This window comes from Methylobacterium sp. AC315 (genome assembly GCF_979253755.1).
The window spans coordinates 192,054-207,354 of sequence record NZ_CEEDEA010000004.1; the positions used below are offsets into that span (position 1 = coordinate 192,054).

Here is a 15,301-nt window from a genome sequence, read left to right on the forward strand (position 1 = left end):
TGGTCTAGGGTCGCATTCCGCTGACGCTGCATGCGCCCGGGAAAGGGGTGGTGCTCGGGACGGCATCGCCATTGCGAGCGCAGCGAAGCAGCCCGGTGCGACAGCCCACCGGGTCGGCTTTTGAATTCAATCGGTAATGAACCGGCACGAGCTTTGGGGGTGGTGCCAGACCATCTCAGGCAGGGATTAGGGTCAGAGGCACGGCGGTGACGAAGCAAGCGTTGCGCGCGGCATCGAGGCGCCACACCGTGCGCACCTGCGGATTGCGTCCATCGGGCGTGACGAGAGGCCCCGCGAAGATCACTTTCACGTCGCCGCGCCCAGACATCGTCTCCACCACGAAGGTGGTGTCCGCCGGGTGATCGAGGAGGGCGGCTGAGGACGTCAGGGGATCGTGCATCCCGAATCCGGAGCGCTTGAAGAAGCGTGCTTTCGGACCCCCTCCGATATGGATTTCATCCAGGAGGTAGCTGCTGATCGTGCGCGGGTCGAGCGATCAGCTCAGAGGCCAGTCCGGGAGGGTCAAGCCGGCCCGCGCTTCACGAGGCGGAGGTCGCTGGCCTCGACCGTCGCGAGGGCGCCCATCGGATGCGCGAACTCGACGTCGCAGGCTTCCCCGTCCCGCCAGATTCCGACGATCGTTCCCTCGGTGCCGGGCTCCATTGTCACGCCGTCGTCAGTTATCGCATGCGCCCTCAGCGCCACTCGGTCGAGGTCCCGAAGGTCCGACTGCGGCTCCTCGCGCCTGACGCTGTAGAATGCGTCGACCGACATGTCGGCGGGATGGCGGGTCGTGCGCGACGACGCAAGGCTTCAGCCTCACAGCACCCGCGCCAAGCCCGGCACCAGCCCCGCCAAACGTATCGGTGGCCCGAGTTCCGGGTCCGCATCGGGCGTCGCCAGCGTCGCGATCCGGCACCGGCCCTCTCGGCTGAGGCCCGTCACCAGGCGCCCGCCCGGTTCGAGGGCCGCGCGCCAGTGCGACGGGATGGCGTCGACGCTGCCATGGACCAGGATGCGGTCGAAGCCGCCGTCCGGCAGCTCCGGGGCGAGGCCGTCGGCCTGGACGACGTGCACCTCGGACTGGGCGGCGAGCCGCGCGGCGGCCTCATGGGCGAGCGTCGCGTAGCGCTCCAGGCTGAGGACGGCCCCGGCCCCGAGCCGGGCGAGCAGCGCCGTGACGTACCCTGAGCCGGTGCCGATCTCCAGGACACGGAGACCGGGTTCGATCCGCAGCAGCGCCAGCATCTGGGCCACCTGCGTGGGCGCCGTCATCGAGGCGCCGCAGGACAGCGGCAGGGCGAGGTCGCGCCGAGCCTGGGCGCGGTGGGCCTCGGGGGCGAACGGCTCTCGCGGGACCAGCTCCATGGCCCGCAGGATCGCGGTGTCCCGCATCCCCCGGCCGCGGAGCGCCATGACGAAGGCCGCGTTGCCGGCAGCCTCCTCGAGGCTGCCCAGGTCGATCACGCCGAGAAGGCCTGCGCAAAGCGGGTGAGCGTCGGCTCGTCCGTGAGGTCCAGGCGCAGGGGCGTCACCGAGATCTTCTTCTCGGCGATCGCCTTCAGGTCCGAGCCGTGGCCCGGCTCGAACCGGGCCTTGGCGAAGGCCAGCCAGAAATACGGGTTGCCGCGCCCGTCCATCCTTGCATCGATCGACAGCAGCGCCTGGTTGCGGAAGCCCTGCGCGGCCACCGCAATGCCCTGCACGTCGGCCGGTTCGCAGTCCGGAAAATTCACGTTGATCAGGATGCCGGGCTCAATGCCGGTCTCGAGGATCTTGCGGATCACCTTCGGCCCGTGCTCGCGGGCGCAATCCCACTTGAGATTGGTCCGCCCGCCCGCGCCGTAGGCCTGGCTCAGGGCGATCGAGCGGATGCCGAGGATCGTGCCCTCCATGGCGGCCGCGATCGTGCCCGAATAGGTCACGTCCTCGGCGACGTTCTGGCCGCGGTTGACCCCCGACAGGACGAGATCCGGCCCGTGCTCGCCGAGAATGTGGCGCACGCCCAGGATCACGCAGTCGGACGGCGTGCCCTTCACGGCGAAGCGCTGCTCCGAGACCTGCCGCAGGCGCAGCGGGTCGTTCAGCGACAGCGAGTGCGAGACGCCGGATTGGTCGCTCTCGGGCGCGACTACCCAGACGTCGTCGGACAGCTCCCGGGCGATCTCCTCCAGGGTGGCGAGCCCCGGCGCGTGGATGCCGTCGTCGTTGGTGACTAGGATGCGCATCAGCGGGCCCCTTCGATCCGGTTGAGCCCGCCCATGTAGGGGTGGAGCACCGACGGGATCGTGATGCTCCCGTCCGGGTTCTGGTAGTTCTCCATCACGGCGATGAGGGCGCGGCCGACCGCCACCCCCGAGCCGTTCAGCGTGTGGACATAGGCCGGCTTGCCGTCCTTGCCCCGGTAGCGGGCGTTCATCCGGCGGGCCTGGAACGGGCCGCACACCGAGCACGACGAGATCTCGCGGTGGGTGCGCTGGCCGGGCACCCAGACCTCGATGTCGTAGGTCTTCTGGGACGCGAAGCCCATGTCGCCGGTGCAGAGCGTCATCACCCGGTAGGGCAGATCGAGTTTCTTCAGGACCGCCTCCGCGCAGGTGAGCATGCGCTCGTGCTCGTTGGCGGATTCCTCCGGCGTGGTGATCGAGACCATCTCGACCTTGTTGAACTGGTGCTGGCGCAGCATGCCGCGGGTATCCCGCCCCGCCGCACCGGCCTCGGCCCGGAAGCAGGGCGTGAGCGCGGTGAAGCGCAGGGGCAATTCCTCTTCGCGCAGGATGGATTCGCGGACGAGGTTGGTCAGCGGCACCTCCGCGGTGGGGATGAGCCAGAATTTTTCAGACGTGCTCCGGCCGGCCTCGTCCTGATCTCCCGGGGTCACGCCGATCTCCTGCGCCTTCGGGGCATCGAGACCCTTGAAAACCGAGAACTGATCATCCTCGAATTTTGGCAGCTGTGCGGTGCCGAACATCGCGGCGTCCCGCACCAGTACCGGCGGCGCCACCTCCAAGTACCCGTGCTCCTGCGTGTGCAGGTCGAGCATGAACTGGCCGAGCGCGCGTTCCAGCCGGGCGAGCTGGCCCTTCAGCACCACGAAGCGCGAGCCGGAGAGCTTGGCGGCGGATTCGAAATCCATCAGCCCGCTGGCCTCGCCGAGCTCGAAATGCTCGCGGCCTTCGGTCAGCCGCTCTCGGGTCGAGGCGTGGCTGCGGTAGACCACGTTGCTGTGCTCGTCGGCGCCGTCCGGCACGTCGGACTTGGGCTGGTTCGGGATCGCAGCGAGTTTTTCGGACAGCGCCGCGTCGGCCCGGTCCTGAGTCGCCTTCAAGTCGGCCTCGGCGCTTTTGAGCGCGGCGACCTCGGCCATCAGGTCGGCCGCGCGCGCCTCGTCCTTGGCCTTCTTGGCGCCGCCGATCTCCTTGGCGAGCGCGTTGCGCCGCTCCTGGTTGGCCTGGGCCGCCGAGACCGCGGACTTGCGGGCCTCGTCGAGGCCGATCAGCGCGGACGAGAGCGGCGCGAGGCCCCGGCGGGCGAGGTCGCGGTCGAAGGCGTCCGGGTTGTCCCGGATGGCGCGGATGTCGTGCATCGTGTTGGCTCGGATCTGCGGCGCACGAGGCTCGGCGCGCGCGGCCCACGCTTTGCCGCATCGCGTCCGGTGGGACAAGCGCAGGCCGCCCTCACGCCTTCGGGGGCGCGATCTTCAGCTGGTCGATCGCCCAGAGCCAGGTGCCGTCCGGCTGCGCGCGGGCGACCTCCACGGACAGCGCGCCGTTGGGCAGCCGGGCGAAGGTCAACGCAAGGGCGCCGTTGCGCACGGGCTCCAGCGTCTCGGGGGCCGGGAAGTCGGACTTGCGCGCCAACAGGTCCGTGTAGAAGGCCCGGATCTCGGCATGACCCGTGGCCACGACGCGGCCGGCGGCCAGCACCGCGTCAGGCTCGTAGAGCGCCACCAGGCCCTCGACATCGCCGGCATTGGCCCGCTCGTTGAAGAGCTGGGCCAGCGCCGCCGGCTCGGTGGCAGCGTGTCGGTGATCTTGGGCCACGGGCAACTCCTGTGTAGGCTATGAGTGTGTGACATCTCGGGCCGCGCGCCCGGATGTTTGAGATGTCGGCCGCGACGCTGCGGGAAGGTCCGAAACGCCACACGTCCAGCCGGCGCTCATGCGAGCCGCGCCCCGTCGGCATCCTCCACCGAGACCGCCACCGGGATCCCGGCCTTCACGCTCTCCGAGACCGTGCAGAAGCGTTCGAACTGCTCCAGCACCCGGTCGATTCGGGGCATGGCCTCGGCCGCGGCCCCCAGCCGGATGCGCACGTCGATCCCGCCGATCCGCAGGCGGCCCTCCGGGTTGCGTGCCATCCGGCAAGTCGCCTCGGCGGCGACGCCCTGCGCGTCCTGCCGGAACTTGCCGAGGGCGAAGACCAGGCTGGCGCACAGGCAGTTCGCCACGCCCGATGCCAGCAGCTGCTCGGGGAGCGGACCTGTGCCGCCGCCGACCGGGGGCGCCTCGTCGGTGAGGAGGCCCGGAAGGCCCGCACCGAAATCGACGGTGAAGACGTAAGCCCCGACCTGGGTGATCCGGATCGTCGGTCCCGCATCCATCGGCGCCCTCCCGGGGCCGACACGACCGCCCTCGCGGAATATTTAACGCCCGATCCGGCTTCGCGTTCGAGCCGCACGGGGACAGATGATTTCCGCCACCGAACGCCGTAGTACGGTTGCTCGACCGATCCGGAAGCGAACCCCCGATCCGATGACGAGCCTCGAGACCCTGATGCCGCTCCTGGAGCGGATCGCCACCGCCCTGGAGCGCGCTGCGCCGCCCGCCCAGCCGGCCTTCGACCCGAACGCCGCCGACGCCTTCCTGTGGGGACCGGAGCGGCGGCTCACCCCGGTGCCACAGGTGGCGCGGGTGGAGATCGGCCTGCTCACCGGCATCGACCGGGCGCGCGACACGCTGATCGAGAACACCGAGCGCTTCGCCCGCGGCCTGCCGGCCAACAACGCCCTGCTGTGGGGCGCCCGCGGCATGGGCAAGTCCTCGCTGGTCAAGGCGGCCCATGCCGAGATCAACGCCCGCCGTCCCGAGGGTGCGCGGCCGATGAAGCTGGTGGAGATCCACCGGGAGGATATCGAGGCCCTGCCCGACTTGATGGCCCTGCTGCGGCCCGACCCGCATCGCTGGCTGGTCTATTGCGACGACCTGTCCTTCGACGGCGACGACACCTCGTACAAGTCGCTCAAGACCGCGCTGGACGGCGGCATAGAGGGCCGGCCTGGGAACGTCCTGTTCTACGCCACCTCGAACCGCCGGCACCTGCTGGCCCGCGACATGGTCGAGAACGAGCGCTCCACGGCGATCAACCCCGGCGAGGCCGTGGAGGAGAAGGTCTCCCTCTCGGACCGGTTCGGCCTCTGGCTCGGCTTCCACAAATGCAGCCAGGACGAGTTCCTGGCGATGATCCGCGCCTATGCCGAGCGCTATGGCCTGGACCTGCCCGCGGAGCGCCTGCGCGCCGAGGCCCTGGAATGGGCCACCACCCGGGGCTCCCGCTCGGGCCGCACCGCCTTCCAGTTCATCCAGGACCTGGCCGGGCGGATGGGGAAGGTGCTGGATTGAGGCGTTTGACCGCCTAGAACATGCGCGGCATCCCGGCGGACGCAGCCTCAGACGGTCATCGGCGGCGGGATCGGTGGATGCGCCGAGATCGGTCCACGCACCGTGTCGTCCCCGTCTCCGGCGCCCCGCCGGGACGACACGGTGAATCGTTCGGCCGCCGTCGTATCTCGGGAGTCGACCTTCGACTGGTCGGCACGGCGCGATACGTCAGGGCATGTTCGGCTTGGGCCTTGCGACCCATCGGCAGCTACGTCGGGCTCGCGCGATACGAGGTGATCGCCTTCGGGAATGATCTGGCTTGAGGGGCGGGGCGCCAACCGGCGATCTCCGTCACCCGCGTATCGCCCGGGGCCCTACCGACCGCTCGACCCGAACCCCCCTGCCCCTCGGCCCGAACCCGAACCGGGCTCGTCCTCCAGCACGGTGAGGACCGGCCGGGTCACGCGGGTTAAGACCAGTTGGGCGATCCGGTCGCCCGGCTCGATCCGGATCGGCCGCGCGTCGTCGCGATTCCAGGCCGAGACCATCAGGGGGCCTTCGTAATCCGCGTCGATCACTCCGGTGCCGTTGCCCAGCACCAAGCCGTCCCGGTGGCCGCGTCCGGAGCGCGGGAAGATCAGGCCGCACCAGGCGGGGTCGCGGATCAGCACGCAGAAGCCCGCCGGGATCAGGGCCGGTGCGCCCCGGGGCGGCAGCGTCAGCGGCGCGTCCAGGCAGGCGTGGAGGTCGAGCCCGGCCGCCGCCGCCGAGCCCCAGCGCGGGAAGCCCCAGCCAGGCAGCCGCGGGTCGAGGAGACGCAGGCCGACCTCGGGGAGCTCGTTCACGCGCCGAGCCGTTCGATCGCCTCGGCCAAGGCCAGGGTGCGCCGCGCGGCCTCGACATGGAGGCGCTCGACCATGCGCCCGTCCAGCGCGATGACCCCGTAGGCCTGGGTCTCCGGCGCATCGAAGGCCGCGGCGACCCGGCGGGCCTCCGCGATCTCGGCCGCGTCGGGTCCGAACGCGGCGTTGGCCGGGCCGATCTGGCTCGGGTGGATCAGCATCTTGCCGTCGAAGCCCAGGTTGCGGCCTTCGGCGCATTCCGCTTCAAATCCCGCCGCGTCGTCGAGACCGGAAAAAACCCCGTCGATTGCCTCGATCTCGTAGGCCCGGGCGGCGGCCAGGACATTCATCAGCCAGGGCACCAGGGCGGCCCGGCCCGGGGGGCGGATCCGGGCCGCCTTCTTGAGGTCGTTGGGGCCGATCACCAGGGCGGCGAGCCGTCCATCCACGTCCCGCGCGGCCCCGGCGATCTCGGCGGCGTTCACCACCGCCATCGGGGACTCGATCATCGCCCAGATCCGCGTCGCCGCGGGCGCTCCAAGCCGGCGCAGGCGGGCGCCCACCGCGATCAGCGCGTCGGAGCTGCGCACCTTCGGCACCAGGATCGCATCCGGGCCGGCGCCGGCCAGCGCCGCGAGGTCAGCCTCGCCGTCCTCGGTCTCGGGCGGGTTGATCCGCACGACCACCTCGCGCGAGCCGAAGCCCGATCCCGAGACCGCCGCGGCCACGAGGGCGCGGGCCTCGGCCTTCTTCTCCGGCGCGACCCCATCTTCCAGGTCGATCAGGATCACGTCGGCGGGCAGCGTGCGCGCCTTGTCGAGGGCGCGGGCGTTGGAGCCGGGCATGGCCAGCACGCTGCGACGGGGACGGATCTCGCTCATCACGCTTCTCCCGGGCCGGCGGCGATGCCCTTGCGGTCGCCGATAGCTTTCCACCGCGTCCCGGGCAAGAACGGATCGCGGGATGCGGGGACGGGATGGCGCGCTGGGTCGCGGGGCTGGACGGCTGCCGAGGCGCCTGGGCGGGGGCGCTCCTCGACCTCGACGATCCCGGTCGGTACCGCTGCGCCCTGTTTCCCGACGTGGCCGCACTCCTCGACGCGCCGGAGCAGCCGCTGATCGTCGGCATCGACGTGCCGATCGGCCTGCCGGACCGGATCGTTTCCGGCGGCCGGGGTGCCGACAGGGCCGCCCGCCTCCGGCTCGGCCCGGCCCGATCGTCCGTGTTCCCGATGCCGGCCCGGGCGGCGGTCTACGCGGCGGATTACGACGCGGCCAAGGCCATCGCCCGGGCGACGAGCGACCCGCCCTTCGCGCCCTCGATCCAGGGCTACAACATCTTCCGCGCCGTCCGCGCGGTGGACACGCTGCTGCGGGCGCGGCCGGTGGCGTTGGCACGCGTCCACGAGGTTCACCCGGAGGTGGCGTTCCACGCCCTGAACGGCCTCCGGCCCCTCGGCCTGCCCAAGAAGGGCGCCCGGGCCCGCGAGGGCCTCGCCCTGCGCCGGAGCCTGCTGGAGGCTGCGGGCTTGCCGGTCGCCCTGATCGAGGTCCGCGCCAAGGGCGTGCCGGCCGACGACCACCTCGACGCCCTCGCCGCCTTGTTGGTGGCACGGGACATCCTCGAGGGCACCGCGGTGCCGCTGCCGGACCCGCCTGAGCGGGATGGGTACGGCCTGCCGGTGGTGATCTGGGCGCCGGCCGCGCGGGTGCTGTGACCCGCCACCTCGAGGTCTTGTGATCGCTCACAACTTGGTGATCGCGGCTGAGCGGTGTCCGTCTGTGGCCTCGTGCTCTAGCTCAATTGCATGAGCGAACCGAACACACCCGCGATCCGCCACATTGCCCGGGCGATCGTCCTCGACCCGCAGGACCGGATCCTGCTGATCGCGTACGCCTCCGTCCACGCCAAGGGGCCGGACGGCGAGCCGCTGCGCTTCTGGTTCATGCCCGGTGGCGGACTGGAACCCGGCGAGGACCACGTCACCGCCTGCCGCAGGGAGCTGGGCGAGGAGATCGGCCGCGATGACGTCGCGATAGGCCCGCAGGTCGCGGCCTGCGACGGCCCGTTCCACCTGTTCCGCCAGTCGCGGGATGCCCGGGAGCGCTACTTCCTGGTCCGCCTGCCCGACGACCGGGTCGATACCAGCCAGCTCGCCGAGACCGAGGACAACCCGGTGATCGGAACCCGCTGGTGGCCGCTGGCCGAACTCAAGGCGAGCGGCGAGCGCGTCGAGCCGGCGGGGCTGGCCGATCTCGCGGCCGATCTCGCGGCCGGGACTATTCCGCCTCGGCCGCGCGTTCTGACTTGGCACGATCGCTGACCCGGATCTCGCATCTGCGAAGATCCCGAACCTCAAGGAGACGGCATGTTCCCTGAATTCCTGACCGAGGGCTACCGCGCGTTCCTGGCCGACCGGTTTCCCACCGAGCGGCGGCGCTTCGCGCAGCTCGCTCAAAGCCAGGAGCCTCAGATCCTGGTGATCAGCTGCTGCGACAGCCGGGTGGCCCCGGAGGCGATCTTCGATGCCGGCCCCGGTGAGTTGTTCGTGATCCGCAACGTGGCCAACATCGTGCCGACCTACGAGCCGGACGGAGCCTATCACGGCACCTCGGCGGCCATCGAGTTCGCGGTCCAGGCGCTCGAGGTGAAGCACATCGTCGTGCTCGGCCACGCCACCTGCGGCGGCATCAAGGCCTTCGCCAACAAGGCTGCGCCGCTCTCGAGCAGCAACTTCATCGGCAAGTGGGTCTCGCTGGTGGGCGCCGCGGAAGCGAAGGCGGGTGATTCGAGCGCGCCGGACTACCTGACCCGGATGGAGCACGCCATGGTCAGCCAGAGCATGGAGAACCTGCTGAGCTTCCCGTTCATCAAGGAGCGGGTCGAGGATGGCCGGCTCAACATCCACGGTGCGCATTTCGGCGTGGCCAACGGCGTGCTGCTGGTCCGGAATCCGGAGACCGGCGACTTCCACCCCGCGGTGGACGATGCCGGCCGCAAGATCCTGCCGACCGCGGTGGCTTGCGACTGAGGAACCCCTCGGACGGCTCGACATTCCGGCTTGAGGTGTTCTGCGGGGCGTCTCAGGCCGGGGGGCTGCATACCGGATGCTGCGGTCGCCAACTGGCAGATGCGCGTCGCCGCTCTTCGCGTATCGGTTGTCGCTTGCGAAAGCTGTAAGGCGCTTAAGCGTCTGCAGGGCTCGACGAACGCGCCTCCCCACGAGGGAGAGAGGAAGCAGGTTCCGCACCGATACTTACGGCTTGACGTCTACCATCTGCGGCTCCGCGAGCCCGCAAGGTCGAGTGGCTCGTCGCACCTTCGAACACGATGACGTCTGGCCGCAACTGCCGCCGGGGTGGCTTCGCTGCACCCGCAAGACGGGTGCCGTGCGCGGTCAGAGACAAGAAAAAGGCGGCGTGCTCGCGCACGCCGCCTCGCCCTGTCACCCGGCCGGAGCCGGGATATCCTAAAACGATCACATGGCGCCCGGCAGACGCTGGGCGTGATCGAAGTGCATCTGCAAGGCCGGCAGGGCCTGCTGGGCGTAGTTGCGCAGGGCCGGGTTCGGGCCGCCCTGGGCGTAGGCCTGCGTCATGGCGATCGACATCTGGTGCGCCTGGATCTGCTGGCTGGCGTAGAGACGGTCGAAGCGTGGGCCGGCCGGGGTCGCGGACAGCTCGGCGAGCATCGCCTGCTGCTCGGGGCTCGGCGGGACGACGGTCGAGGCGCCGGTGGCCATGGCATCGCCGCGTCCGAGGCGACTGCCCGCCGCCGCGCCGCTGGCCGCGCCGGTGCCGACGCCCTGAAGGCCGCCGACCGGGCCGCCCGCCAGGGTTCCGCCGACCACGCCGGTCGCTGCGCCGACGCCTGCGCCGACTGCGCCGCCCGCCACCGCCAGCGGTGCCGTCACGAGGCCGCCGAGGCCTTCGTCCCGGGCCGCCATGTAGTTGCTCTCGCCTCCCGACAGCGCCACGTTGGCGGCGCGATGGTCGCGGATGACTTCCTGGGCGAACGACCGAACCTTGGGATTACGCGACTTAGACAGGGCGATCTGCGAGGACTGGACCTCGAAGGCGTTCGCCTGCATCGACTGCAGGCGGAAATCGTTCGCGCCCTGTGCAAAGGCGGGGGTCGATAGCGCCAGGACGAGCGCGGACGCGGCAGCGTAGTTCTTCAGCATGGAAACCTCGATTACGTGTGAAGACGCGAAGCGGCCCGCGGGGCCAGCAAAGATCCGGTCCTGGTCGAAGGTCCAAGATCTTGCAGCCGAAACGGTACGGCGACACGTTCGCGAATTATTTCGATAACGGGGCTATCGACTTATGGTTCCTGCCGTTTTTTACTGAGAGCCCGGGATTAGAGGAACTCCATTTGTGTTGAAGGCTCCGTGACCCTGTTCGGAATCCAGATCCTGCGCGCCGCTGCTGCGCTCATGGTGGTCTGGCATCACGCGCGCCACGAGTCCGGGATGATGGCTGCCCGCGGCGCCGGCCCGACCCTCGATCCCGGGACGCTCCTGCCATGGTGGGGCGGGGTCGACCTGTTCTTCGTGATCTCTGGTTTCGTCATCGTCCATGCGAGCGGCCGGCTGTTCGGGGCGCCGGGCGGACGCGCCCGCTTCCTGGCGCACCGGGTCGCCCGGGTCGTCCCCCTGTACTGGCTGGTGAGCCTGATCGTCCTGGCCCTCGCCATCGCGCGCCCCGACTGGCTGGGCGAGGCCGCGGCCCTCGTCAGAGAGCCGGGCACGATCCTGGCCGGATTCCTGTTCTGGCCGGCGGCCCGGCCGGACGGCACCATCCAGCCCCTCTACGGCCTTGGCTGGACCCTCAATTACGAGGTGTTCTTCTACGGCCTCTTCGCCCTGGGGCTGGGCTTCGGCCGGCGCGGCGCCGTGGCCTGGCTCGCCCTGGCGCTGGTGCTGCTGGTGTCCGTGGGTGCGCTCGTGCCCGCCTTGCCGGTGCCGGTCCGGTTCTGGGCGAACCCGATCGTGCTGGAATTCCTGCTCGGGGCTGGGCTCGCCCTCGCCCATCGGGAGGGTCTTCGGCCTGGATCCGCGGTGCGCCTCGGGCTCGGGGTGATGGGTCTCCTGGGTCTCGCCCTGGCCGCCCGCCTGCTCGGCGACGACGGGTCCGCCGACGGGGTCCTCCGCCCCCTGCTCGTCGGCCTGCCATCCGCCCTCCTGGTGACCGCCGCCCTCGGGCCGGCGCGGGATGCCGCTCAGGTCGCGGCCCTGCCCGCCTTGACGCGGGGGCTCGTGATCCTCGGGAACGCCTCCTACGCGCTGTACCTCGTCCACCCCTTCGCGCTGCGCCTCGGGCGCGAGGCGCTGCTGCGGCTCGGCCTCGCCCCGGTTCTGCACCCCTGGGGCAGCGTCGTTGTGATGCTCGCCGGCAGCGTCGCGGCTGCCCTGCTGGTCCACCGGTTCGTCGAGCGGCCGCTGAGCCGCTGGGCGCGCGACCGCCTGGATCCCGGCACCGCGCAAAACCGTGTGCGCCCCGTCCCGGCCCCGGTTCCCACCGGGCCTCGGGCGGATTAGCCTCGCGCACCGGAGGAGGATGCCGCGATGAAGACTTTGCTCGTACCCGTCGCGATGCACGACGGCCTGACCTCCGTGTTCGAGACGACGCGGCTCGCGGCGTCGCGCTTCGGTAGCCTGATCGAGGGCGTATCCCTGCGCCCTGCGCTCGCCGAGTACGTCCCCGTCGACATGGTGGGCGGCATGACCTGGCTGCGCGACGAGGAGGCCGACCGCGCCGAGGCCGAGGAGGCCGGCGGCCGCTTCGTCGCCTTCATGGACGCGGCCGGGATCCCGCGGCACGCCCGCGACGGCCTGTGCATCCCCGAGAAGGTGGCGGATGCCGGGCCGCGCTACCGCTGGCGGCAGGACGTGCCCACCGGCGACGCGTTCCTCGGCCAATACGCCCGGCTGTTCTCGGCCACCGTGGTCGGACGCCCGGGGACCTCCGACAACGCCCCGCGGATGACCACTTTCGAGACTGCGCTGTTCGAGGGCGGCCGGCCGATCCTGCTGGCGCCGCCGGTCGCCCCGACGTCGCTCGGAGAAGCGATCCTGATCGCCTGGAACGGCTCTACCGAGACCGCCCGGGCGGTGGCCTTCGCGATGCCGTTCCTGCGACGGGCCGAGCGGGTGCTGGTGCTCAGCGTCGAGGGCGGCATGGTCCCGGGGCCGAGCGCCCAGGACCTCGCCCAGGCGCTGGCCTGCGAGGGCGTGGCCGCCTCGCATCGCTCCCTTCCGTCCGGCCGGCGCGCGCCGGGCGAGACCTTCCTGGCCGAAGCCAAGGCGTTCGACTGCGACCTCCTGATCAAGGGCGCCTACACCCAGAGCCGCCTGCGCCAGATGATCTTCGGAGGTGTCACCAGCCACGTCCTGGCCCATGCCGACATGCCGGTGCTGATGGCGCATTGACTGCGACTGGAACCGTCGTCCGCCCCTGGCGTTCGGCCCCCGCAGCCGGACCAGGATCCCCGTGACGACATCGCGAACCCGCTTCCTCCTCGCAGCGCTTCTGATGGCCGTGACGGCGACCGCCGTCCGGGCGCAGCCGAGCACCGTCCGGTTCCGCGGTACCATCGTGTGGGCCGAGGCCGACCGCCTGCAGATCCGCCGCGCCGGCGGCAGCACCCTGACCCTGCGGATGAACCCGCGGACCCGGGTCTTCGCGGTGACCGAGGCGGCCGTGCGCAACATCAAGCCCGAGAGCTACGTCAGCGTGCTCGCCGGCTCCGAGGCCGAGCCGCGGCGGGCGACGGCCGTGACCGTTTACTCGCCTTCCGAGCGCGGCTTCGAGGCGGGCAGCCAGACCTGGGATACCGAGCCGGGAGCGACGTTCACGGCTGGCTGGGTCTCGGACCTGCGTGGCGGACGTCCGCTCGGCCTGACCCTGGGCTTCGGCGGCGGTCAGGCCAGCTTCTCGGTTCCCGCCGGGACCCCGGTCACCGCGATGGCGCCCGGCGAGAAGGCCCTGCTGGAGCCCGGCGCGGCCACCACGATCTTCGCCCGGTCCGGGCCGGACGGCGCCCTCGATGTCGGCACGATCGCGGTGGGCCGGCAGGGCGCCGTGCCTTCGTTCTGACCGAAGCTTTGCGCCAGTTGCGTCATCGCTCCGCGCATCCGAGGCGCGCGCCGGCGCGCAGGCTGCGCTACACCGTCGTGCCATGACCGAGTCCGCCTTCCTCCTCGATCCGCGCCTCTCTGCCGACACCGTCGAGGTGGGCGACCTGACCCTCTGCCGCGTCCTGCTGATGGACGATGCCCGGTTCCCCTGGCTGATCCTGGTCCCGCGCCGCCCCGACGTCTCCGAGATCACGGATTTGTCCGAGGCCGATGCCGGGGCACTGTGGCGGGAGATCCGCATCGCCACCGGGGTGATGCAGGCGCTGTCGAAGCCCGACAAGGTCAATGTCGGGGCGTTGGGCAATGTCGTGGCGCAGCTCCACGTCCACGTCATCGGCCGGTTCCGCTCCGACCCGGCCTGGCCCGGGCCGGTCTGGGGCTTCGAGACCCGGAAGCCCTACCCGTTCCATGCCCGCGCCCAGCTGATCGAGCGCGCCGGCACGCTGTTCTCCGCGGCCTGAACCCGAATGACCGATCCCCGCGACACCCTCGGCTTCGTCCGCAACCGCCTCGACCGGCACTCGGCCGAGCAGCCCGAGGAGGCGGTGCCTCCGTTCGACGCGCCGGACGCGCGCCTCGTCCTGATCTGCGGCGACCGGATCGTGCTGCGCGGGGCGACCGCGCTGATCACCCCGGCCGAAGCGCCGGACCCGTCCGGCACGCGCATCTTCCTGGGCCATCGGGACGGAAGGCCGGTCTTCGCCGCGTCGGCACCGGCCGAGGCCGCGGAGGGTTTTGCCGCTGGCGAGACCCGTACCCTAGACCTGCGCGCCATCGCGACCGAAAACGCCGTCGAGGCCGAGGAGCTGGGCCTGCTGGCGGTGGCCAAGTCGATGCTCGATTGGCACGCCCGGCACGGCTTCTGCGCCAATTGCGGCACGGCCACCGTGGCGAAGGCCGGGGGCTTCCGCCGGGAATGTCCGTCCTGCAACGCCCACCATTTCCCCCGGGTCGACCCGGTGGTGATCATGCTGGTGCGCCGGGGCGAGACCTGCCTGCTCGGGCGCGGCCCACATTTCCGCCCGCACATGTATTCCTGCCTCGCCGGCTTCCTGGAGCCCGGCGAGACCATCGAGGACGCGGTGCGCCGGGAGGTGTTCGAGGAGACGCGGATCCGGGTCGGCGCGGTCACCTACCGGACCTCGCAGCCCTGGCCGTTCCCGTCCTCGCTGATGCTGGGCTGCGCCGCCGAGGCCCTCGACGGCGACATCGTCACCGATCCGAGCGAATTGGAGGACGCCCGCTGGTTCGACCGCGCCGCGGTCGCCGCCATGCTGGCCGGCACCCATCCCGAGGGCATCCAGTCCCCGCCGCCCATGGCGATCGCCAACTACCTGATGCGGGCGTTCGTGGCCGGCGAGACCTGAGCCACTCGCCGCTTCAGCCGATCGGAAACCGCCGGCGGCATCGACGGCGCTCAACGGTTCCGAGCGGTTCGGTACGCCTCATCCCCACCGCGCTTCCTCACGGCGACCACCGTCACGGTGATCGCCGCATCGCTGACTCGGTAGACCAAGCGGTGCCCGGAGGCGCGTCGATCCGCTCCATCTTGGCTTCCCAGGCGGCCGGAGGGGCCTTTTAGGCCATGACCCGATTGGGGTTGAGGATCGCGACCCGCTCGCCCTGCGCTGCGCTCGACACACCGGCCGGACCCTCCTCCAGATCCGACACGCTCAAAGCCCGGTTCGCCAGCACGGCTCGCATCGCGATCATCGAGAGAT

At 71.0% G+C, this 15,301-nt stretch carries 19 protein-coding genes and 1 pseudogene; 9 read left to right on the forward strand and 11 right to left on the reverse strand.

Going from position 1 to position 15,301, the window contains the following annotated elements; all coding sequences use genetic code 11:
- Positions 1-175: 175 nt before the first annotated feature.
- The 7 genes and pseudogenes from AC0IY0_RS08650 to AC0IY0_RS08680 all read right to left on the reverse strand — a co-directional run.
- A pseudogene (locus AC0IY0_RS08650) lies at positions 176-481 on the reverse strand (DUF6883 domain-containing protein); the annotation flags it as partial.
- Between the two features lie 41 nt (positions 482-522).
- The gene (locus AC0IY0_RS08655) at positions 523-774 is read right to left on the reverse strand and encodes a DUF4926 domain-containing protein (protein ID WP_147938385.1); all 252 of its coding nucleotides are present in this window, start codon (positions 772-774) and stop codon (positions 523-525) included.
- 45 nt (positions 775-819) lie between these two features.
- Positions 820-1,467 (reverse strand): protein-L-isoaspartate O-methyltransferase family protein, encoded by a 648-nt coding sequence (locus tag AC0IY0_RS08660; RefSeq protein WP_471763586.1) that lies wholly within the window; start codon positions 1,465-1,467, stop codon positions 820-822.
- Positions 1,464-2,228: a 5'/3'-nucleotidase SurE gene (gene surE / locus AC0IY0_RS08665; protein WP_147907613.1), complete on the reverse strand. Its 765-nt coding sequence runs from the start codon at positions 2,226-2,228 to the stop codon at positions 1,464-1,466. Before surE ends, AC0IY0_RS08660 begins: the two co-directional genes overlap by 4 nt.
- The gene (gene serS, locus AC0IY0_RS08670; protein WP_471763588.1) at positions 2,228-3,586 is read right to left on the reverse strand and encodes a serine--tRNA ligase; all 1,359 of its coding nucleotides are present in this window, start codon (positions 3,584-3,586) and stop codon (positions 2,228-2,230) included. Before serS ends, surE begins: the two co-directional genes overlap by 1 nt.
- 91 nt (positions 3,587-3,677) lie before the next feature.
- Positions 3,678-4,043 (reverse strand): YybH family protein, encoded by a 366-nt coding sequence (locus AC0IY0_RS08675; RefSeq protein WP_471763590.1) that lies wholly within the window; start codon positions 4,041-4,043, stop codon positions 3,678-3,680.
- A gap of 116 nt (positions 4,044-4,159) precedes the next feature.
- On the reverse strand, positions 4,160-4,603 hold the full coding sequence (locus tag AC0IY0_RS08680) for an OsmC family protein (RefSeq protein ID WP_471763592.1): 444 nt from the start codon (positions 4,601-4,603) through the stop codon (positions 4,160-4,162).
- A 151-nt stretch (positions 4,604-4,754) separates the two neighbouring features.
- Between AC0IY0_RS08680 and AC0IY0_RS08685 the strand changes: the two genes are divergently transcribed.
- Positions 4,755-5,621 (forward strand): ATP-binding protein, encoded by an 867-nt coding sequence (locus AC0IY0_RS08685; RefSeq protein WP_419829633.1) that lies wholly within the window; start codon positions 4,755-4,757, stop codon positions 5,619-5,621.
- A 353-nt stretch (positions 5,622-5,974) separates the two neighbouring features.
- On the opposite strand, the gene dut is transcribed toward AC0IY0_RS08685, so the two are convergent.
- Together dut and AC0IY0_RS08695 are read right to left on the reverse strand one after the other, a co-directional pair.
- On the reverse strand, positions 5,975-6,445 hold the full coding sequence (gene dut / locus AC0IY0_RS08690) for a dUTP diphosphatase (protein ID WP_471763594.1): 471 nt from the start codon (positions 6,443-6,445) through the stop codon (positions 5,975-5,977).
- Positions 6,442-7,323, reverse strand: a complete 882-nt coding sequence (locus AC0IY0_RS08695) for an HpcH/HpaI aldolase/citrate lyase family protein (RefSeq protein ID WP_471763596.1) — start codon at positions 7,321-7,323, stop codon at positions 6,442-6,444. The genes dut and AC0IY0_RS08695 overlap by 4 nt, the downstream gene beginning before the upstream one ends.
- Positions 7,324-7,418: 95 nt before the next feature.
- On the opposite strand from AC0IY0_RS08695, the gene AC0IY0_RS08700 reads away from it, so the two are divergent.
- From AC0IY0_RS08700 to AC0IY0_RS08710, 3 genes are all read left to right on the forward strand, one after another.
- Positions 7,419-8,159, forward strand: a complete 741-nt coding sequence (locus AC0IY0_RS08700) for a DUF429 domain-containing protein (RefSeq protein ID WP_147907620.1) — start codon at positions 7,419-7,421, stop codon at positions 8,157-8,159.
- 90 nt (positions 8,160-8,249) lie between these two features.
- Positions 8,250-8,765, forward strand: a complete 516-nt coding sequence (locus tag AC0IY0_RS08705) for an NUDIX hydrolase (protein WP_147907621.1) — start codon at positions 8,250-8,252, stop codon at positions 8,763-8,765.
- A gap of 45 nt (positions 8,766-8,810) precedes the next feature.
- The gene (locus AC0IY0_RS08710) at positions 8,811-9,473 is read left to right on the forward strand and encodes a carbonic anhydrase (protein ID WP_147856742.1); all 663 of its coding nucleotides are present in this window, start codon (positions 8,811-8,813) and stop codon (positions 9,471-9,473) included.
- 447 nt (positions 9,474-9,920) lie between these two features.
- Here the strand turns inward: AC0IY0_RS08710 and AC0IY0_RS08715 are convergent, their stop codons facing one another.
- Entirely contained in the window at positions 9,921-10,625 is a 705-nt protein-coding gene (locus AC0IY0_RS08715) for a DUF4142 domain-containing protein (RefSeq protein WP_147938375.1), read from the reverse strand.
- Positions 10,626-10,832: 207 nt separating this feature from the next.
- On the opposite strand from AC0IY0_RS08715, the gene AC0IY0_RS08720 reads away from it, so the two are divergent.
- The 5 genes from AC0IY0_RS08720 to nudC all read left to right on the forward strand — a co-directional run bounded on the left by AC0IY0_RS08720 (position 10,833) and on the right by nudC (position 14,947).
- Entirely contained in the window at positions 10,833-11,981 is a 1,149-nt protein-coding gene (locus tag AC0IY0_RS08720; protein ID WP_471763598.1) for an acyltransferase family protein, read from the forward strand.
- 27 nt (positions 11,982-12,008) lie between these two features.
- Complete coding sequence (locus AC0IY0_RS08725) at positions 12,009-12,872, forward strand: universal stress protein (protein ID WP_471763600.1); 864 nt, start codon at positions 12,009-12,011, stop codon at positions 12,870-12,872.
- 61 nt (positions 12,873-12,933) lie between these two features.
- Positions 12,934-13,539, forward strand: a complete 606-nt coding sequence (locus tag AC0IY0_RS08730; RefSeq protein ID WP_471763601.1) for a hypothetical protein — start codon at positions 12,934-12,936, stop codon at positions 13,537-13,539.
- Positions 13,540-13,621: 82 nt separating this feature from the next.
- Complete coding sequence (locus tag AC0IY0_RS08735) at positions 13,622-14,041, forward strand: HIT domain-containing protein (protein WP_147909553.1); 420 nt, start codon at positions 13,622-13,624, stop codon at positions 14,039-14,041.
- A gap of 6 nt (positions 14,042-14,047) precedes the next feature.
- A complete protein-coding gene (nudC, locus tag AC0IY0_RS08740) occupies positions 14,048-14,947 on the forward strand; it encodes an NAD(+) diphosphatase (protein ID WP_147909554.1) in 900 nt (299 codons plus the stop codon).
- 211 nt (positions 14,948-15,158) lie between these two features.
- Here nudC and AC0IY0_RS08745 read toward each other — a convergent pair whose 3' ends face one another.
- Entirely contained in the window at positions 15,159-15,293 is a 135-nt protein-coding gene (locus AC0IY0_RS08745) for a hypothetical protein (protein ID WP_471763602.1), read from the reverse strand.
- Between the last annotated feature and the right edge of the window lie 8 nt (positions 15,294-15,301).

Bases quoted from the DNA above. Each gene is read 5' to 3' on its own strand.
- AC0IY0_RS08655 (WP_147938385.1), bottom strand. From the start codon at position 774: ATGTCGGTCGACGCATTCTACAGCGTCAGGCGCGAGGAGCCGCAGTCG.
- surE (WP_147907613.1), bottom strand. From the start codon at position 2,228: ATGCGCATCCTAGTCACCAACGACGACGGCATCCACGCGCCGGGGCTC.
- serS (WP_471763588.1), bottom strand. From the start codon at position 3,586: ATGCACGACATCCGCGCCATCCGGGACAACCCGGACGCCTTCGACCGC.
- AC0IY0_RS08680 (WP_471763592.1), bottom strand. From the start codon at position 4,603: ATGGATGCGGGACCGACGATCCGGATCACCCAGGTCGGGGCTTACGTC.
- AC0IY0_RS08685 (WP_419829633.1), top strand. From the start codon at position 4,755: ATGACGAGCCTCGAGACCCTGATGCCGCTCCTGGAGCGGATCGCCACC.
- AC0IY0_RS08695 (WP_471763596.1), bottom strand. From the start codon at position 7,323: ATGAGCGAGATCCGTCCCCGTCGCAGCGTGCTGGCCATGCCCGGCTCC.
- AC0IY0_RS08700 (WP_147907620.1), top strand. From the start codon at position 7,419: ATGGCGCGCTGGGTCGCGGGGCTGGACGGCTGCCGAGGCGCCTGGGCG.
- AC0IY0_RS08705 (WP_147907621.1), top strand. From the start codon at position 8,250: ATGAGCGAACCGAACACACCCGCGATCCGCCACATTGCCCGGGCGATC.
- AC0IY0_RS08710 (WP_147856742.1), top strand. From the start codon at position 8,811: ATGTTCCCTGAATTCCTGACCGAGGGCTACCGCGCGTTCCTGGCCGAC.
- AC0IY0_RS08715 (WP_147938375.1), bottom strand. From the start codon at position 10,625: ATGCTGAAGAACTACGCTGCCGCGTCCGCGCTCGTCCTGGCGCTATCG.
- AC0IY0_RS08725 (WP_471763600.1), top strand. From the start codon at position 12,009: ATGAAGACTTTGCTCGTACCCGTCGCGATGCACGACGGCCTGACCTCC.
- AC0IY0_RS08735 (WP_147909553.1), top strand. From the start codon at position 13,622: ATGACCGAGTCCGCCTTCCTCCTCGATCCGCGCCTCTCTGCCGACACC.
- nudC (WP_147909554.1), top strand. From the start codon at position 14,048: ATGACCGATCCCCGCGACACCCTCGGCTTCGTCCGCAACCGCCTCGAC.
- AC0IY0_RS08745 (WP_471763602.1), bottom strand. From the start codon at position 15,293: ATGATCGCGATGCGAGCCGTGCTGGCGAACCGGGCTTTGAGCGTGTCG.